This is a genomic window from Janthinobacterium sp. 61 (assembly GCF_002846335.1).
GTDB lineage: Bacteria > Pseudomonadota > Gammaproteobacteria > Burkholderiales > Burkholderiaceae_D > Janthinobacterium.
Window position 1 is genome coordinate 1,123,530 of sequence record NZ_PJMQ01000001.1, and the last position, 17,540, is coordinate 1,141,069.

Annotated in this window: 19 protein-coding genes and 2 pseudogenes; 13 read left to right on the forward strand and 8 right to left on the reverse strand. The window is 61.0% G+C overall.

The genetic code is table 11. The annotated features are described in order from the left end of the window. Positions 1 to 40 precede the first annotated feature (40 nt). Both CLU92_RS28135 and CLU92_RS28140 read left to right on the forward strand, forming a co-directional pair. A pseudogene (locus CLU92_RS28135) lies at positions 41 to 478 on the forward strand (GNAT family N-acetyltransferase); the annotation flags it as partial. Continuing rightward, entirely contained in the window at positions 479 to 1,084 is a 606-nt protein-coding gene (locus CLU92_RS28140; RefSeq protein WP_257562364.1) for a flavin reductase family protein, read from the forward strand. On the opposite strand, the gene CLU92_RS05310 is transcribed toward CLU92_RS28140, so the two are convergent. The 5 genes from CLU92_RS05310 to CLU92_RS05330 all read right to left on the reverse strand — a co-directional run bounded on the left by CLU92_RS05310 (position 1,085) and on the right by CLU92_RS05330 (position 5,158). Continuing rightward, entirely contained in the window at positions 1,085 to 2,005 is a 921-nt protein-coding gene (locus tag CLU92_RS05310; RefSeq protein ID WP_101481034.1) for a DUF2145 domain-containing protein, read from the reverse strand. Between the two features lie 8 nt (positions 2,006 to 2,013). After that, the gene (locus tag CLU92_RS05315; protein WP_101481035.1) at positions 2,014 to 2,445 is read right to left on the reverse strand and encodes a hypothetical protein; all 432 of its coding nucleotides are present in this window, start codon (positions 2,443 to 2,445) and stop codon (positions 2,014 to 2,016) included. Between the two features lie 92 nt (positions 2,446 to 2,537). After that, positions 2,538 to 3,371, reverse strand: a complete 834-nt coding sequence (locus CLU92_RS05320) for an HDOD domain-containing protein (RefSeq protein WP_257560982.1) — start codon at positions 3,369 to 3,371, stop codon at positions 2,538 to 2,540. A gap of 133 nt (positions 3,372 to 3,504) precedes the next feature. After that, complete coding sequence (locus CLU92_RS05325; protein ID WP_101481036.1) at positions 3,505 to 4,602, reverse strand: acyl-CoA dehydrogenase; 1,098 nt, start codon at positions 4,600 to 4,602, stop codon at positions 3,505 to 3,507. A 226-nt stretch (positions 4,603 to 4,828) separates the two neighbouring features. Further along, the gene (locus CLU92_RS05330; RefSeq protein ID WP_101481037.1) at positions 4,829 to 5,158 is read right to left on the reverse strand and encodes a hypothetical protein; all 330 of its coding nucleotides are present in this window, start codon (positions 5,156 to 5,158) and stop codon (positions 4,829 to 4,831) included. A 160-nt stretch (positions 5,159 to 5,318) separates the two neighbouring features. On the opposite strand from CLU92_RS05330, the gene CLU92_RS05335 reads away from it, so the two are divergent. Together CLU92_RS05335 and CLU92_RS05340 are read left to right on the forward strand one after the other, a co-directional pair. Beyond that, on the forward strand, positions 5,319 to 6,980 hold the full coding sequence (locus CLU92_RS05335) for a SulP family inorganic anion transporter (protein ID WP_101484506.1): 1,662 nt from the start codon (positions 5,319 to 5,321) through the stop codon (positions 6,978 to 6,980). A gap of 49 nt (positions 6,981 to 7,029) precedes the next feature. Beyond that, entirely contained in the window at positions 7,030 to 7,650 is a 621-nt protein-coding gene (locus CLU92_RS05340) for a ParB-like protein (RefSeq protein ID WP_101481038.1), read from the forward strand. Between the two features lie 6 nt (positions 7,651 to 7,656). Here the strand turns inward: CLU92_RS05340 and CLU92_RS05345 are convergent. Beyond that, a pseudogene (locus CLU92_RS05345) lies at positions 7,657 to 7,905 on the reverse strand (DUF4337 family protein); the annotation flags it as partial. 159 nt (positions 7,906 to 8,064) lie between these two features. Here CLU92_RS05345 and CLU92_RS05350 point away from each other — a divergent pair. After that, the gene (locus tag CLU92_RS05350) at positions 8,065 to 8,517 is read left to right on the forward strand and encodes a PaaI family thioesterase (protein ID WP_101481040.1); all 453 of its coding nucleotides are present in this window, start codon (positions 8,065 to 8,067) and stop codon (positions 8,515 to 8,517) included. A gap of 22 nt (positions 8,518 to 8,539) precedes the next feature. Here CLU92_RS05350 and gstA read toward each other — a convergent pair whose 3' ends face one another. After that, on the reverse strand, positions 8,540 to 9,154 hold the full coding sequence (gstA, locus tag CLU92_RS05355; protein WP_101481041.1) for a glutathione transferase GstA: 615 nt from the start codon (positions 9,152 to 9,154) through the stop codon (positions 8,540 to 8,542). Positions 9,155 to 9,424: 270 nt separating this feature from the next. Next, a complete protein-coding gene (locus tag CLU92_RS05360) occupies positions 9,425 to 10,285 on the reverse strand; it encodes a LysR substrate-binding domain-containing protein (protein WP_101481042.1) in 861 nt (286 codons plus the stop codon). Between the two features lie 122 nt (positions 10,286 to 10,407). Between CLU92_RS05360 and CLU92_RS05365 the strand changes: the two genes are divergently transcribed. The 8 genes from CLU92_RS05365 (at position 10,408) to CLU92_RS05395 (ending at position 17,336) form a co-directional block, all read left to right on the forward strand. Continuing rightward, positions 10,408 to 11,946 carry an MFS transporter gene (locus CLU92_RS05365; protein WP_257560983.1) on the forward strand — a complete coding sequence of 513 codons (1,539 nt, stop codon included), beginning with the start codon at positions 10,408 to 10,410 and terminating at the stop codon, positions 11,944 to 11,946. 72 nt (positions 11,947 to 12,018) lie between these two features. After that, positions 12,019 to 12,846, forward strand: a complete 828-nt coding sequence (locus CLU92_RS05370; RefSeq protein ID WP_101481043.1) for a hypothetical protein — start codon at positions 12,019 to 12,021, stop codon at positions 12,844 to 12,846. Between the two features lie 176 nt (positions 12,847 to 13,022). Beyond that, positions 13,023 to 13,535: a DUF1579 domain-containing protein gene (locus tag CLU92_RS05375; RefSeq protein ID WP_101481044.1), complete on the forward strand. Its 513-nt coding sequence runs from the start codon at positions 13,023 to 13,025 to the stop codon at positions 13,533 to 13,535. A 336-nt stretch (positions 13,536 to 13,871) separates the two neighbouring features. Then, the gene (locus CLU92_RS27395) at positions 13,872 to 14,540 is read left to right on the forward strand and encodes a hypothetical protein (RefSeq protein ID WP_143452544.1); all 669 of its coding nucleotides are present in this window, start codon (positions 13,872 to 13,874) and stop codon (positions 14,538 to 14,540) included. 172 nt (positions 14,541 to 14,712) lie between these two features. Continuing rightward, complete coding sequence (locus tag CLU92_RS05380; protein ID WP_101481045.1) at positions 14,713 to 15,558, forward strand: hypothetical protein; 846 nt, start codon at positions 14,713 to 14,715, stop codon at positions 15,556 to 15,558. Positions 15,559 to 15,783: 225 nt separating this feature from the next. Then, on the forward strand, positions 15,784 to 16,173 hold the full coding sequence (locus CLU92_RS05385) for a hypothetical protein (protein ID WP_143452545.1): 390 nt from the start codon (positions 15,784 to 15,786) through the stop codon (positions 16,171 to 16,173). Between the two features lie 127 nt (positions 16,174 to 16,300). Continuing rightward, positions 16,301 to 16,705, forward strand: a complete 405-nt coding sequence (locus CLU92_RS05390) for a hypothetical protein (RefSeq protein ID WP_101481047.1) — start codon at positions 16,301 to 16,303, stop codon at positions 16,703 to 16,705. A gap of 88 nt (positions 16,706 to 16,793) precedes the next feature. After that, a complete protein-coding gene (locus tag CLU92_RS05395) occupies positions 16,794 to 17,336 on the forward strand; it encodes a GNAT family N-acetyltransferase (protein ID WP_101481048.1) in 543 nt (180 codons plus the stop codon). Positions 17,337 to 17,540 lie beyond the last annotated feature (204 nt).

Below are 17,540 nucleotides of genomic sequence, written 5' to 3' on the forward strand. Positions count from 1 at the left end.
GAGCCGACTAATTTCCCTTCCTGTTTTTGAAAGGATAGCAATGCAGACAGTACGTCCTTACCGGGCCAGTGACCGCGATAGCTGCCTGGCCCTCTTCGATGGCAATACGCCGCGTTTTTTCGACCTCTCGGAGCGCGCCGGCTTTGCCGCCTGGCTCGATACATCGACGCACCCGTATCTGGTCATCGAGCGCATCGTCGATGGTGACGCGCGCATCGTCGCCTGCGGCGGCCATGCGCTGGACGCGGGCGGCGCCGTTGCCAGCCTGTGCTGGGGCATGGTGGCGCAGGATCTGCATGGGCAGGGACTGGGCCGCGCGCTGACGCAGGCGCGCCTGGACGCCATCCGTGCCGTGCCGGGAGTCGCCGGCGTGAGCATGAATACCAGCCAGCACACGCAGGGTTTTTATGCGCGCTTCGGTTTTGAGACAGTTAAAGTGACGCCGGACGGCTTCGGGCCAGGCATCGACCAGTGGGATATGCACCTGTCCCTGAAAAACGAGGAGCCTGAACATGGTCATATCGCCCCCGTGCCACTGGAAAAAGCCTATCGCCTGCTCAACCACGGCCCGTCCATCCTCGTCTCGGCCCGCCATGCTGGCATCGACAACGTCATGGCCGCCGCCTGGGCTTGCGCCCTCGATTTTGCGCCACCGAAACTGACCGTGGTGCTGGACAAGGCCACGCGCACGCGCGCGCTGGTCGAGAGCAGTGGCACGTTTGTCATCCAGGTGCCGACGGCGGCGCAGCTGCAACTGACGCATGCCGTGGGCACGCACAGCCTCGACGCGCAGCCCGACAAGCTGGCGCGCGCCGGCGTGCAGCTGTTTCACATGGCAGGCTTTGATTTACCGTTCGTGGCGGGCTGCTCCGCCTGGCTGGCCTGCCGTTTGATTCCCGAGCCGCACAACCAGGCTGCGTATGATCTGTTCATCGGGGAGGTGGTGGGTGCCTGGGCCGATACGCGCGTGTTTCGCGACGGGCATTGGCATTTCGAGGAGGCCGATCCATCCTGGCGCAGCCTGCACTATATCGCGGGCGGGCGCTTTTACGCGATTGGCGAAGCGCTCGACGCGGATACCTAACTAATCGAGGGCGATGATCCGGTCGTTTGCTCCGGGCACGCAGCCGTCGGCGATCGGTTCCCAGCCCCGGTGCACCACCACCTGCTTGCCGTCGTGGCAGATTTCCACGCGTTCGCTGGCGGGCAGGCGCTGGCGCGCGAACGCTTCCAGACTTGCCGGCAGGCTCACTGCCAGCTGCATCGTGCCGATGGCCTCCTGCGGGTGGTCGTCCATATGTACCAGGGGGACGAAAATCGAACCGAGCATCAGCCAGCGCGCGCCCACGTCGACGGGGGCGGGCGCATACGGCGCGGCGCGCAACCAGTCCTGGGCGCGCGCGCGCAAATCGCTGCCCTCGGCCAGCTCGCCCCAGGCGGCGGCCAGCAATTCCACCACCCATTGATTGCAATTCTGGTATTTCAGGCTGAACGCATAGGCGTTGGCGCTGTAGCGGCCAGCCAGCAACTGCTGCACGCGCACCGGGTCGAGCAGGGCGCGGCGCAGGGGCGGCACGGTTTCCGCAGGCAGTTTCACGACAGAGATGTAGCCGAGTGAGGGATTGTCCGTACCCATGGCGAAACCGGCCGTGCCCTGGTCGAAGATGCGCGGGCGGCCTTCGTCGCAGGCGTAGTAGAGCTGGCGCGCGGACCAGCCCTTGTCATCGTCATGACGCCAGGCAAGCGCAGCGTGCGAATAGCGGATGCCGAAGCGGGCCAGGTCCAGGCCGGAGCGGCTGATCAGGGCCACGCTGCCTTCGCTGGCGGCCAGCTCCTCGCGCACCACGGCGGCAAAGCGCAACAGGCGATCCTGCTCCGTGGCCGTGAGTTCCTGTGCGCGGTCGCAAAAGCGCGATGAGGCGAGCGAAGTAGCTGCCTGGGCGGTGCCAGCCAGGACCAGGGTGGCGCAGCAGGCCAGCAGCCGCGCCAGGTGACGCGAGGTCAAACGAGGGATCAAAGGCTGACGGGACGCGTGGCCAGTTCGCCGTACCAGTCATCGGCCAGCACGAGGAAGAAGGCGGCGCGCGTGTCGTTGCGCGAGAATTCGATGCCGTAGGCGCGGTTTTGCGCATGCACCATGTCGCCCTGCGCCAGCTGCTGCTTGTCGAGCGCCGCTTGCGGCAAGTCCAGCACCAGCGGCGTTGCCGTGGCATCGGCCTGCATCGTCAGGCGCGTCATGCCGTCGCGGCCCGGCATGGCGGCCACGTCGATGATGCGGTAAGGGCCATTGGCCACCTTGTTGTCGCGCGAGGAGCTGTTGCTCGAACCGTTGAGCGAATCGGAAATGCTGCCGCTCGACTGGGAACCGGCGCTGGAGGCCGAAGAAACGAAGCTGTCGGCGTTGGCGTTGCACGCCATGGTCAAAGCTGCGGCCAGGCCGAGCATGCGTAAGGAGGTAGTCAAGGCAGTTTTCCAGTGGACGTCAATGAAAGCGGGCCGGGTCTATCCCAGCCTGCGCCATCATAGCAGATCGGCTATCAGCTGAGCAGTACCTCGATCAGGCCCTTTGCTTCGGCCGACGGCTCGGTGCGCAGCGCCTGCAGCACGGGATCGTGCTCCAGGTAGGCTTGCAGCGGAGCGCTGACGGTGACGTTGGCCTGCGGTAGCGGCGAGGGCACGGGCGCGAGCGCCTTGGCCAGCAGCAGGGTATCGCGCAAGCCTTCGGGCGGCAGCATGATGGTCGAGCCGGGCAAGGCATTGACGGCATCAGCGACGGGCAGCGGCACGTTCAACTGGCGCATCAGCGCGCGGCCAATCACTTCCAGGGTGGATGCCATCTGGATTTCCAGCTGGGCGTACAGGCCCGGAGTCTTGTCGGCCTGGGCCAACATGTAAAAGCCGGCCACTTCATGCACGATGCCGGCGAACAGGGCCGTATCGGCATCCGTGTGCGTGACGGCGCCGGCCAGCGCATGCGCCAGCGCCGCCACGTGCACGGTGTGTGCCCACAGCTGGGTGGCCCGGGCGCGCAAGGCTTCGTCGCGGATGCCGGCGTTCAACTGGCGGATCACGGCTGCCGTCGCCAGCGCATACAGGTTGCGGTGGCCAAGCCGTTCGACGGCGGCGCGCACGCTGGTGATGGAGGGCGCCTGGCCCGGCGAGAACAGGGCCGAATTGGCCAGCGCCACGGCACGTGCCGACAAGGTCGGTTCGCACAGCAGCAGCCGGCTGATGTCGGACGAATGGCAATCCGGGTTGGCCAGTTCCTTTTGCAGGAGCAGGGCCGTGTTGATGCTGGTGGGAAAGGCCAGGGTTTCCGTTTCGGCACTGGCCAAAAGTTGCGCCAGGCTGCTGAGCGTGTTGACGTGCATGGATAGGGGGGAGCGAGAAGTAGCAATGCCCCATCTTATCAGGCAATCCGGCCCGCATGGCGCCCGCCAGCCTTTTCAGCCATGCGCCTGCCCGGGGGCAAGCTGTTGCGCGGCGTTGCCGAGGCCGTCACTGTCAAGGCAGCAGCAGCGTATGCTGGCTGGCCGTATGAAAATCGCGCCACACGCGGTTGATGGTGCTGTCTTCGCGGGCTGCGTACAGGCCGCAGTAAGGATACAACGCGTCGACGGCCGCGCGGCAGACGGCCACCAGGGCCAGCGAAGTGGTTTGCACGGCCTGCATGGCGTCGTCGTCCAGCGCCGCGCCGGCAGCCACTTGCGCCCAGCTGTCGTCCAGCACGGTGTAGTAGCGGGTGCGGGCGGCGGTGAACGCATCTTTCCTGTCCTGCAACATGTTGGCCACTTCCGGCACGTCCAGCAGCGGCAAGCCGGCGCGCGCATGGCGGCGATGGCGCATGCATGCTTCGGCCAATTCCATGAAATGCCCGGCCATGCCGGCCATATTCGCGGCCAGGGTCACATAGGCTAGCGAGTAAAACGGGTAGCGGTACAGGGGGCCGCCAGCCGTCGCGGCTGCGGGGCTGATCGTAAAACCGTGTTCCTTGCTCAGCCACTGGCCGTCGATGCGGTAGCTGTGCGAGGCGCTGGCGCGCATGCCGATGCTGTTCCACGATGGCACCAGTTGCACCAGCGCGGCAGGGACCAGGAAGGCGCGGATGCGCGGCTTGCCTTCTGCATCGAGCAGGGGCTGGCCATCGCGCTGCAGCCGGGCGTTCAGGGTGAAATGCGTGGCCATCGGCGCGCCGCTGGCGTAATCCCAGCTGCCCGTGATGCGGTAGCCGTCGCCTTCCTCTTCCGCGCAGCCCGTGGCCGCTCCGCTGCCGCCCAGGCAGACACGGGGCGTGCCGATGATGCTGCGCGCCATGTCAGGGGCCAGAAAACCCGCGAACCAGCCCGCGCCCGCGCACAGGGTCAATACCCAGCCCATGCTGCCGTCGACGCCGGCCACGGCTTCTTCCAGGCGCACCACGTGCGGCAAGGGCAGCTCGGCGCCGCCCGCGCTGCACGGCGCCAGCATCGTCAGCCAGCCGCGCCGGTGCAGCAAGGCTTGCTGGGCCGGATGCAAAAAGCGGGCGGCGTCGGCTGCCGGCGCATGGCGGGCGATGCGGCGGGCGTCGCGCTCGCAAAGGGTATCGATGACAGCGTGCGGCATGGGCAGAATCCGGCAATGGCGAAGGCGGGCATTTTCGCACAGCCCGGCGCGCCGGGGCCAGCCTTCGCCCGTTATCGTCCCAGTCCGGCGCCTCCAAGCTGCAGGAAAGGGGACGCCATGAGCAGATCGGGAACGTCATCTATGCCACCACCGCAGTGCTGCGCAGGTGACAGCGGTGACCGTTCCCGTCGTACAACAAGGGGGGCGATAGGGACGGACGGCAAGGCTATTTGCCGATTTGTTTGCTGACCACATTTTCCTGCTGGTTCAGGGCGCGCTGGTCCGCCTTGGTGATATGGCCGTTATCGAGCTTGGCCATACTGCGCTCTTCGCGGCGGATACTGCGGTCTTCGCGGTGCAGGGCGGCCGCCTGCCCTTTGGTGATGTCGCCTTCCTTGACTTCCTTGTGGATGCGCGCGTTTTGATGCGCGAGGCGGTTGTTCACCTGTTCGCGGCGCGGATGGTTTTTCTGCCAGGTCGTTTCTGCGGCAAAGCTGGTGGCGGTAGCCGAGGCAAGAGTCATCAGGAGGATGGCGGACAGAGTGGTGGTTTTCATTGCAGTCTCCAGGTGGATGGTCAGGGATGTGACCCTGCTCAAACGTGCCGCCGGGGCCGCTGGTGCACAGCATATTTGTTTCAAATGTAAGCAAATGTGGCTGGAACGGCGGTTTTGCCGCATCATGGAGTGGACCAGTGCCACCACCAGGAACATCGCCATGAGCGCATCGGCTGCGACGCAATTGAACCGCTGGCAAGATGTCAGTGCCGGCCTGTCGATCGCCGGCCTGCTGCTGCCGGAAGCGGTGGCGTATGCCAGCATCGGCAATCTGGCGCCACAGGCGGGTATCCTGGCCCTGTTCGCGGGCTTGCTCTGCTATGGCGTGCTGGGCACGAGCCGCTTTGCCATCGTTTCAGCCACGTCGTCATCGGCCGCCGTGCTGGCCGCCGCCATGGCGTCCATGCCGGGCGGTACGGCGGGGCACCGGCTCATGCTGATGGCGGGATTGGTGATGTTGACGGGGGCATTTTTCCTGCTGGCCTGGGTGGCCAGGCTGGGCAGCGTCACGCAATTCATCGCCAAGCCGGTATTGCGGGGCTTTTCCTTCGGCCTGGCCATCGTCATCATCGTGAAACAGTTGCCCGGCGTGCTGGGCGTGCAGCCGCCGCAGGGCGACATGCTGCACCTGGTGCCCGGCTTGCTGGCGCGGGCAGGGCAGTGGAACGGGGTTGGCGCGGGCCTGTGCGCGGCGGCCCTGCTGTTGCTGTTCCTGCTGCGGTGCTGGCGGCGCTGGCCCGCCGGCCTGATCGTCATTGCGCTGGGCATAATTGCAGGCCGCTGGCTGGATCTGCCTCGCCACGGCGTGGCCCTGGTGGGCGCCATCGATGTCAGCCTGGCCATGCCCGTCCTGCCGCGCCTGACGCAAGAGGAATGGACGCGCCTGGCCGAGCTGGCGTTTGCACTGGCGCTGATCCTGTATGCCGAATCGTATGGCGCCATCCGCAGTTTTGCCTTGAAGCACGGCGACCCTGTGGCGCCCGAGCGCGACTTGCTGGCGCTGGGCGCGGCGAATGTGTTGGCGGGATTGCTGCAAGCCATGCCGGTGGGCGCCGGCTATTCGGCCACCTCCGCCAACGAGGCGGCGGGCGCCACCTCGCGCCTGGCGGGCCTGGTGGCCGCCGCCGTGGTAGGCCTGATCGTGCTGACCCTGCTGCCGCTGGTGGCGTTCACGCCCCTACCCGTGCTGGCCGCCGTGGTCATCCACGCGGTCAGCCATACCCTGAATCCTGTTTCTTTGCAGCCATACTTTGCCTGGCGCCGCGACCGCCTGCTGGTGCTGGCGGCGATTGCCGGCGTGCTGCTGTTCGGTGTCCTCGACGGCTTGCTGGTGGCCATCGCCATCAGCCTTCTGCTGATGCTGCGCCGCCTGTCGCGGCCGGGCATGTCCGTGCTGGGGCGGCTGGGCAACAGCCACGACTACGTCAAGCTGGCGCTGCATCGCGATGCCCGGCCGCAGCCGGAGCTGCTGATACTGCGTCTCGATGAACCCCTGTTCTTTGTTAACGCCGAGCGCAGCCTGCACCTGGCGCGTGCCATGCTGGAAGAGCGGGCCGGTCCGCTGCGCAAGGTAATCCTCAGTCTGGAAGAGTCGCCCGACCTCGATGGCAGCAGCGTCGAAGCCTTGCGCGACTTTGCCGCGTTTGTGCGTCAGCAGGGGCTGGCGCTGGCGCTGGCGCGGCTGAAGGAGCCGGCCTGCAGCGTGCTGCAACTGGCCTTGCGCGACATGCTGGCTGTCCAAGCCGGGCCGGCACTGCTGCTCAGTGAATTGAGCGTGGCCGAGGCCGTGCGACTGCTGGACTGCCCCACGCCTGAACAGTAGCGGCGACTATGCTACGCTGGCGGCCAGGCGATGCACCTGGGGAGATAGCATGACAAGCGCGAAACCGCAACTGGTCAAGGCAAGGCTGAACAAGCTGCTGCCCACGCAAATCACGGTCGGCATGGCTGAGGTGGCGCTCAAGCGCGCGCACTGGGCCAGCCTGGGCAGGAAGGCACGGACGGCGGCGCTGGCCGATCACTGGTTTCCCAGCATCATCGGCCCGGAAGGACGCCACTACATCGTCGACCATCACCATTTCGGCCTCGCGCTGCACCAGGAAGGCGTGAAAACCGTCAGCCTGATGATACTCAAGGATTTGTCCTGGCTGGAGCCGCTGCACTTCTGGCATGTAATGGACCACCACCAGTGGGTGCACCCCTACGACAACGAAGGCTTGCGCCGCGATTTTTCCGCCATTCCCCGGCACCTGAGCGGTTTGCACGACGATCCTTACCGCAGCCTGGCCGGCGAATTGCGCGGCGCAGGCGGTTATGCCAAGGATGTGACGCCGTTCAGCGAGTTCCTGTGGGCCGATTTCCTGCGCAGCCGTATCGCGCCCGCAAGCCTGCAAAAGAATTTCCCCAAGGCACTGGCGCAAGCGATGAAGCTGGCGCGCGGCCAGCAGGCGCGCTATCTGCCAGGCTGGAGCGGCGTCGTGCCACCGGCCTGACAGCGTCTACAGCAGGAAGGCGCTGCCGGCCGCCAGTATGCCGGCCGCGGCAGCGCCCACGGAGCCCCACAGCAGCCAGCGGCGCCGCGTCAGCACCGTGATGGCGGCCAGCGCGACGGCGATCTGGATGAAGGTCAGGGCCACGGCCAGGCGTTCGTGCGGGCGCAGCCTGGCTGCCGATTCCTCGCCCAGCTTTCTTGATTGAACTTCCAGCTGGTGCGTGATGGATTGCACCACCAGTTTTTCCCTTTCCTGCCTAGCCTGCTTTTCGCGGGGGCAGGTGGGAGCGAAGAAACTGGTATTGACATGATGTCACTACCGCATCCGCCATGCAAGCTGGCGAGCGCCGCAACATGGTGCGAACAGGCATAAGCGGGTACAGTACAGCGTTCCGTCCCTGAAAGCGTATAGCCCATGAGCACGTCCCGTCTTCCCGACCCGCAATTTGCCGACAGAGTCCGCGCCAGTTTTGATTTGCAGAATGCCATGACCCTGATCCAGGCCAGCCTGCCCGTGGTGGCGCTTGGCAGCACGGAAATCCACGTGCCGCACTGGAGCGGCATCGAGCAGCAGCACGGTTTTGTGCATGGCGGCGTGGTGGGCATGATCGCGGACTCGGCCGCCGGCTACGCGGCCATGAGCATGGTGCCGGACGGTGCTTCCGTGCTGACAGTGGAATACAAGATGAATCTGGTGGCGCCAGCCGATGGCGAGAAACTGATCGCGCGCGGCAAGGTGGTGCGCCCGGGCCGAACCCTGATCGTCACGCAGGCCGAAGTGTTCGCCGTCAAGGATGGCCGGGAAACGCTGTGCGCGCTGATGCAGCAAACCATCATGGTGATGCACGGCAAGTCGGAAAAAATCTGAACCGTACACCACGGCACGCGATTCAAGCGGCTTTTGCCAGGCCTTCCGCTTCCCAAGCAGCCTTGACGCTGTCGCGCTGGGCAATTCTGCCCAGGAAGGCCTGCATATTTGCCAGGCCCGACAAATCCACGCCCACGCGCGGCGCCCAGCCCGTGATGACGAACAGGTAGGCATCGGCCACGGTGAACGTGTCGCCCGTCAGGTAGGCCTGGCCTTCCAGGCGGCTGTCCACCCATTTGAACTTCTTGCCAAGTTGCTCAATGAATAAGGCCTTGGTGGCGGCGTCGTAGCGGGGATCGAACAGGGGACTGAACGATTTGTGCAGCTCGGACGTGATGTAGTTCTGCCATTCCAGCACCTTGTAGCGGGCAAAGTTGCCCACAGGGGGCAGCAAGTCCTGCCTGCCCGCCAGTTCGGCGATGTATTGGGCGATGACGGGGCCTTCGCTCAATGTCGTCCCATTGTCGAGCGCCAGCAGCGGCACCTGCCCCTTTGGGTTAAGTTCGTAGTAATTGCCGCCTTCCTGCGTCTGGTGCTGGCCCAGGTCGACCTTGACCAGGGTGAATGGTGTGCCCGTTTCGCGCAGGATGATGTGCGGTGCCTGGGAGCAGGCGCCCGGCGAGTAAAAGAGTTTCATGGCGATCCTTGAACAGGTGGGAAAGAAGCCACTATAGACCTGCATCGCCGCACGGTAAACGCGTGTTCGTGTGGTGACTGTGCACGTCGTGTGTCGTTTGCGCGTCAGTACGTTGTTCGAGCAAGCCACGCATAAAGAAAGTCGAGGTCACGTCCAAGTCCTATCCTTCCTCCTGTGGCTAGGGGGGCGATCACAGGAGCCGCACGACTGGCACGGTGGCTGTAGTGGACGGTGAGATTTTTCATCAAGCTGCCTTTGCTGCTGCTACTGTCATATCGCCGCAGCCGCTGACCACTCGCGCAGCAATTGCCCGAACGCTTCGGCCGCCGCCGTGGTACTCGCGGCACGCCAGAGCAGCTGGAACTGGGCGGCGGGCAGGGCGGGCAAGCCATGCTGGCCATCGATGACCACCATGCCCGGCTCCAGATCGCCCTGTGGCAGGGCCGTGATCGCCAGGCCCGCCAGCACGGCGGCGCGCAAGCCCTGCTGGCTGGGCGAGGTGAACGCCACGCGCCAGTCGAGGCCGGCGCCGTCGAGGGCGTCGACGCCCACTTGCCGGTGCATGCACGGCGCCGGTGAAAACGCCAGCGGCAGCGGCGCCTGGCCGTCATGGCGAAAATCCTGCGCCGCCGCCCAGACGAAGCGCGTGCGGCGCAGCACGGCCGGCTCATCTTGCCCGCCGGCCAGCGCCATGACGACGGCCAGGTCCAGCGCATCGGCGGCGACCAGTTTCTGCAAGTCGAGATACGTGCCGACTGTCACATCCAGGCGCACGGCGGGAAACAGGTGCGCAAACTGCGCCAGCAGGGCCGGCAGGCGCGCACCCATGAAATTTTCCGGTACGCCAAAACGCACGGCGCCAGCGATCGAGGAACGCTGGAAGCGCCGCGACAGCGCATCCTGGGCCGCCAGGATTTGCCGTGCGTGGCGCAGGAAATCCTCGCCATCTTCCGTCAGGCGCAGGCTGCGCGTCGTGCGTACCAGCAGCGCGGCGCCCGCCTGCTCTTCCAGGCGGCGGATCTGGTGGCTGATGGCGGACTGGCTCAGGTGCAGCCGTTCGGCGGCGCGCGTAAAGCCGCCTGTGTCCTGGACGGCGACGAAGGCGCGCAGCAGGGCGGTATCGAAGTCCATCGTGTCTGGCTCCTGTGATTCATGATGAAAATGAATGAATTGTACAAAACTTTATCATTTCCCTCATGAGTCGATGCTTTCTAAAATGGTGGCTCCAGCGCGCCGGCACCACGCGCTCCTCCATGACTACCGACATCAAGGCTTCGATGCACCTGACTACTTCGCAACAAAATGCACTGACCCTGGCCGCCGTGTGCCTGGCCTCGCTCATGTTCGGCCTGGAAATTTCCAGCGTACCCGTCATCCTGCCCACCCTGGAAACCGTGTTGCACGGCGACTTCAAGGACTTGCAATGGATCATGAACGCCTACACCCTGGCCTGCACCACGGTGCTGATGGCAACGGGCACCCTGGCCGACCGTTATGGCCGCAAGCGCTTGTTGCTCGCCAGCCTGGCACTGTTCGGCCTCAGTTCGCTGGCATGTGGATGGGCCGGCAGCACCGGCCTGCTGATCGCCGCGCGCGCGCTGCAGGGCATGGCCGGTGGCGCCATGCTGATTTGCCAGGTGGCCGTACTGTCGCAGCAATTTCCGGCCGGCGCCGCGCGGGGCAGGGCGTTTGGCGCCTGGGGCATCGTCTTTGGCCTGGGCCTGGGTTTTGGCCCTATCATAGGCGCGGCCATCGTCGCGCTGTCAAACTGGCAATGGGTATTTCTCGTGCACGGGCCGCTGGCGCTGGCGGCCCTGCTGCTGGTGGCGCTGTGCGTGAGCGAATCGCGCGATCCGCAGCAGCGCAAGCTGGACGTGGCGGGTATCTCCACCCTGTCGCTGGCCGTGTTCAGCCTGGCATGGTGCCTCACGCAGGGGCCGGCGCTGGGTTTCACGGACCCGCTCACGGTGGCCAGCCTGGCCGTGGCGCTGCTCAGCCTGATGCTCTTTGTCATGATCGAGCGGCGCCAGCCTGAACCGATGATCGACTTCAGCGTATTTCGCATTCGCCGTTTTTCGGGAGCACTGCTCGGTTCGGCGGGCATGAACTGCAGTTTCTGGCCGCTGATGATTTATCTTCCCCTGTACGTGCAACATGGCCTCGGCTACAGCAGCCTGGGCACGGGCCTGACCTTGCTGGCCTACACCTTGCCCACCTTGCTCGTGCCGCCCCTGGCCGAACGGCTGGCGCTGCGCTACCAGGCCGATACGGTCATTCCTGCCGGCTTGCTGGCCATCGGCCTGGGTTTTCTGCTGATGCTGTGGGGCAGCAGTGTGGATGCCGCCAACTGGCTGACGATCTTGCCCGGCTGCCTGCTGGCCGGCACGGGCCTGGGCTTGACGAATACACCCGTCACCAACACGACGACGGGCGCCGTGCCCGGCGAACGGGCCGGCATGGCGTCCAGCATCGACATCAGCGCGCGCATGGTCAGCCTGTCGATCAATATCGCGCTGATGGGCTTTATCCTCGTCGAAGCCATACAGTCCGCCTTGCGGCCCCATCTGCCAAATGGACTGGACGCGGCCACATTGCGCGCCATGGCGGAAGATTTGTCTGCCGGCAAGGGGGCCGTCGAACTGCCGGCCGGCGTGGCGCAGCTTGCGCTGGCACAAGGCTTCGGCGCCGTGATGCTGTACGGCGGCGTGGCCGCCTGCCTGTTCGCCGTGGCCAGCTGGCTGGTATTTGGCGCCGGGCGGACGCGGCAGGCAGCCGGGCAGCCGGTGCGCTGAAATCCAGGAGCAGGGGAGGCTATAATCTGGGCACGTTGGCAAGTGTTGCTCAACGTCATAACGAGGCTGCCCATGCATAAACTGATTTCCGAACTCACCCGCCTGTACCTGTTCGAGGAACAGCAGCATTATCTGGATGCGGATGGCGGCGCGCAAGCGCTGACGCCGGCTGTGCTGGCGCGCCATCTGTCGGGCGAGCAGACGGTGGCCGTAGAACTGGTACAGGATCGCGGCCATGGCGGGCTGACGCGCGCGCTGGTGCTGGAGTTTGGCGGCAAGGGCGGCGGCGAAGCGCACTGGAGCGCGCTGTGCACGATCGCCAATGCCGTGCAGCACGAGCTGGACTTGCCGGCGCCCGCCGTCAGCATCTCGGGCACGGCGTTCCAGTTATGGCTGTCGCTGGCCACGCCCGTACCCGTCGCCCAGGCGCGCCAGTTCGTGCAGCTGCTGCGCTCGACCTTTTTACCCGCCGCGACCGACATCCTTGCCGTCGCGCCGCCAGGCGACGTGGAACAGGTGGCGCTGCCGCCATGTTTGCAGCCGTCGGGCAAGTGGGCAGCTTTCATCCACCCCAGCATGGGGGCCGCCTTTGTCGACGAACCGGGCCTGGACATGCCGCCACCGCCAGCCGCCCAACTGGGCTTCCTGGAAAGCTTGCGCAGCATCAACCCGGCCCAGTTCGCGCAGGCGCTGGCGAAGTTGCAAAGACATGCGGGCTTGCTTGATGTCGTGTCAACTTCCGTGCCCGTGCCCGTGCCCGCTCCCGTCGCCGCCGCATTGCCAGCGCCTATGCCTGTTACACAACCAGGCTTGCTGCTGCAGGACGCCACCCTGGAAGACATCGTGCGCTGGCTGCACGCGCGCAATATCGAGCCCACTTTCCGGCACCGGCTGCCGTAACGGGGGAGCCTGCAGATAACGGCAGCGGGCGGCCAGCAGTGGATATTTCCACTGGTGTGACAATGTATGCATTTTTCTTACCGGCAATTTGCTATCGTTCACGGCCGCTCTCGACTCATGTTTTCAATGAAAAGCCAGGCCGAGCATCGCAACAAATCAAATCCAGGAAACCGTCAATGCAACTGCCAGCCGATAAAAATGCCCCCCGGGATTTTGATTTCATCATCGGTGACTGGCTCGTGAAACATCGCCGGCTCAATTCCAGATTCACCGATTGCAAGGAATGGACGGAATTTGACGGGCTATCTTCGACCGTAAAGACACTGGGTGGCTTTGGAAACCTGGAGGATAACGTACTCTACTTCCCGGAAGGCAGCTTCCGCGCCCTTGCACTGCGCTCGTTTTGTATTAAATCCGACACCTGGTCGATCTGGTGGCTCGATGCACGCAAGCCGACAACGCTCGATGTCCCAGTTGTTGGAAAATTCTCCAATCACGTCGGCGTATTTTTTGCCGATGACCTACTCGATGGTCAAGCAATAAAGGTGCGCTTTACCTGGACTGCAACACCTGGGAAAAATCCTCGCTGGGATCAGGCTTTTTCCAAGGACCAGGGAAGAACATGGGAAACGAACTGGACTATGGATTTCATGCGCACCGCACAGGCAAGGGCACCCATTCAGCCTTGAAGGCTGCCACTGCCAACGGTAGCAAGCGGCCAGAAGCGGACGTAGTGAAAATGAGGACAGATGGTTATGCTTCCAGCTATACAGATCTTCACAGCCATCATCAGTGCAGCGTGCGCCGTTATGATCGCCTCGTATGCAACGTGGTTGTTGATGCATCGGCTGAGGCAACAAGAGTCCAAACGCCTCGCGTTTAGAAATTGGGTTCGTCATCTCTTCGAGGCTGTTATGGGCCTCTAAGATTTATAGTGCTTGCGCCGGGTGAATGTCCGCAGGCGGAACCTGGCAACGGCGGCAACCGGCCACAAGCGGCCAGTCAATTTACCCTAGGCAAGCGGAATGAACAGAATCCCACGTGAATGGCTGAAACTTACTTACCATCGCCCTAGAATAATCTTAAATGGGTTGAGACGCATTCAATGTGGCGGACAGTTAAACGGCTTGCCATATACAATTGCAGCGCTTCGTACTCGTGAATTGAAGCCATTTTTGGAAGGTCGTCAAGCAGCTCTTTTTTGCCATGGCATTGGAACGCGTATCGGTCGGGAAGTGTCCTTCGCTCTCTTCGAGTCAGCGGACTATGACATTGTGGCTAGATACGAAGATGGCGGCGTTATGAGAATGGTGCCGGTTCAATTAAAAGAGCTTCCGCCTTCGGCGGTCAATTCAAATGTCGATTTACAGCAGATATTGGATAAGCTTGGAAAGAAGCTTCCAGACTCTAAGGATCTCGTGGTGGCCATTCACCTGAATCGAGATATACAGGGATTACATACAGAGGGGTTACGAATACCGACAGGGTTTGGTCAAATCTGGTTGTATGGTGGAAAAGATCATACGCAGCAGGCTTGGTCTTTGATAGGTGATTTGCTAAAGAATTCGAACCTTGTTAGCGACTTCCACTATCCTTCCGATATGATCTACTCGGCAATGTGGCAACAGGACATAATAGGACGTTGTTTAGGAAGCATCAGTTTGTCATTTGGATTAAATCCTATATGTCAGTAAAAAATATGAGCGTCTGCAAATTCGCCGGTCCGCAAGGGAGCGGCTTCAGCCCGGCGTGACAATTCGATAGCTTCTCACATAAGCAAAATGCTACCCCTGCTATGGACCGAGTTCGGCCAATAGCAGCCTCCGACATGAAATTTAAATTTTCAAACTTACCTCCGGTCCTTAAATGCATATAGTGAATTTCGTTGCGCGTGCGCCAACTGCCGCCGTTGGGTGGAGTGTATATGTTCCGTTGTATAGTGCACTCATAGCTTCGTTTGTAACAATTCTGGGGATAATCTTAAATAATTATTTTTCGCGGGTACACAAGAAGGAAGAACAAGCGCACTCCATTAAAAAGGAGATTTTTTTAAATTTTGCCGAATATATTTCTAGTTCGATGGCATTGTTGCAGTCTGTGGCAGACCCGAATTCTGACCTGCAAGGTCTACTTTCGAAGTATAAGGAGCAGACTGGGGTTATCGGAAAAATGTATGTGGTTGCAGAGCCAAGTCTTTTACTTGAGGCGAGGGCGCTGGTAACAGAACTCGAAGAATGCGGCTCTGAGATGGTTGCATTGCGCCAAGGTGTGGATCAAATAAAATTAAAGGTCGAAAGTTTGAAGGGGCAGCGTGTGGATACCTCGAAGGCGCTTGATAATCTTACCAATCATCATTTATCGCTGATTAGGACGGGAGTAATGCCTCCTGAAAATGTTCAGCTTGCTCTTCAGTGGGAACGTGATTTTACGACGAAGCGATTGGATAGTCTTAGCGATGAGATTTATAAAGCCGAGGTTGAGGCATATCATTCGGCATTATCTCTTTTCGAATTCGGTATCCTGGCCTCTCAGAAGGTGGAAGCCAGTACGTTACCAACTTTACGGCGAATAAAAAGTGAATTGGGCATTCCTCATGACGCGCTTAACTATGAAAAGGTAGTTGAAGCGCAGAATAAGAGGAGAATTGAAGCGGCGAGGAAGCAAATTGGGTTGCAAAAGACTACCAACCCTGATGCTCAGAAAAATGACTGAAATACATTGCCTCCAATTTTTCTCCAGCAATAGTCAAATCTCGAATTCCGCAAATTGCGGAAGGTCGGCTTTGGGGCGAATCCAGCATGACGATGCAGCCGCTAGATTTTCACCCTGACAACCTGCTATGCTGCCCGAACGGCCGGGTTCGGCCACAAGCGGTCGTTGATCATGAGTAGATCGTTGTACGGTAACGTTAATCATAGCGTGCGAAATAGGATGTATATGCCAATCAAAGCTAGACCATTTGGCTGTCGAGAACAATTCGACTGGGGGGCGGACATTCATTCAGTTACCTACAATGGACAATTGGTAATACGTGTCGTCCGCAACCATCACAAGGACGATGGAATCGAGGTCACATTTGCTCAGGTGAATGGCTTCAGGCTCTTGGATGAAGTGCCGCTCGCAGAGTACTGGACCGATGAGGACTTTCCTTCTGGGTATCCGGTCCTTGAGGTATTCGATGGCGGATGGGCGATGGAAGAAGATAGGCGGCTTGGCTATACGCAGAAGCAGCGAGAGTGGATCATTGTCACAGCTGGGGCATGTGTCAGCGTTTTCTCAGAACACGAACCAATGATTCGCGACGCAGCCGGTCCCGCCGAAACCTAGCCGTTGATACAAGCTACGCACCTTCAGCTGGCAAGTATTTTGTCAACCGTCTTTATATTCGCCACGGGGCGGAAGCAGCCAAAGACGGCAACCGGCCAGAAGTATACAAAAAACCACAGGAAGGCCCATGAAGATCAAACCCTTCCCTATGAAATCCTTGTTTTTGGCGCCGCTGTCGAGTATCCCGGCAGTCACATTGGCAGGTATCGGAAGCTCCGATGCAGGTATCGCGTCTGATGTCGGGATCGGACTTCTTTTTTCCGTACTACTCGCTGTTCCGATGTCATTTGCGGGTTTGGCACTGGTGGGCCTGCCATTGCTCATACTCCTGCGCAAATATGATTCTCTGCTGCTGCTGGCCACCTGTATTGCCGGGTGCGGTGTGCCCTACATAATGTTTCTGGATGCACCGACTCGCACAGCGCTAAGTGCAATCGCTGCTGGTCTTACCGTCGGCATTACAGCCTATCTCCTTCGTCCAGTTGTACGGAACAATGAACTGGACGACCGTTCGAACCCTCATCAAATTTAAGTATCAATGTCCGCAATGGGGCGATTGCTGACGTAAAATCTGCGCTGTAGAATGAAGTAAATTTCAGAACTGTGTTAAGGATTTTTCAATGTTCCTATCTCTTCCAGATGTGTTGCGTACGCAAAGAATGATATTGCGTAAACCGCGTCAATCAGATGTCCGGATTATTTTTGATGCATATGCCCAAGATGTTGAAGTAGTACGCTACATGGTATGGCGTCCACACCGCACATTGGCCGAGACTGAAGCCTTCATTTCATATTGTATCGAGGAGTGGGATAGTGGTCGTAGCCGTCCTTATGTTTTGGCCCTTGAGGAAAATGACGACGAGCCAATTGGTATGTTGGAAGCAAGTTTGCATGATCACATGATAGATATTGGATACGTTTTGCAACGCAAGTATTGGGGCGCGAAACTCATGTCCGAGGCAATAAATACTTTGAGTGAAGCAGCCTTGGCGCTGCCGCACTGTTTTCGTATTCAGGCAACCTGTGACACAGAAAATTATGCATCTGCGCGTACATTGGAAAAGTCCGGGTTTGTACTTGAGGGCAAGCTTGCGCGACACCTGGTTCTACCAAATCTTGCTGACGAACCTCGGCCATCTCTGATGTATGCCCGCTGCAGGTAAGGCGCCAAAGGTACGGACTTGAAAGGAGGTCGCTACCGTTCAGGAGCAGATTTTTAAGAATCCGTATGCGTGTACCTTATGATTGCGCTCAGAAAATGTATACTCACTAGACATTCAATAGTTTGCGATAGGTGCCAGTGTGCATCTTCTGACGATTGGATGTCCGCAAAGGCGAAAGCGGACACTCCTGTGTAGCCGTAGCGC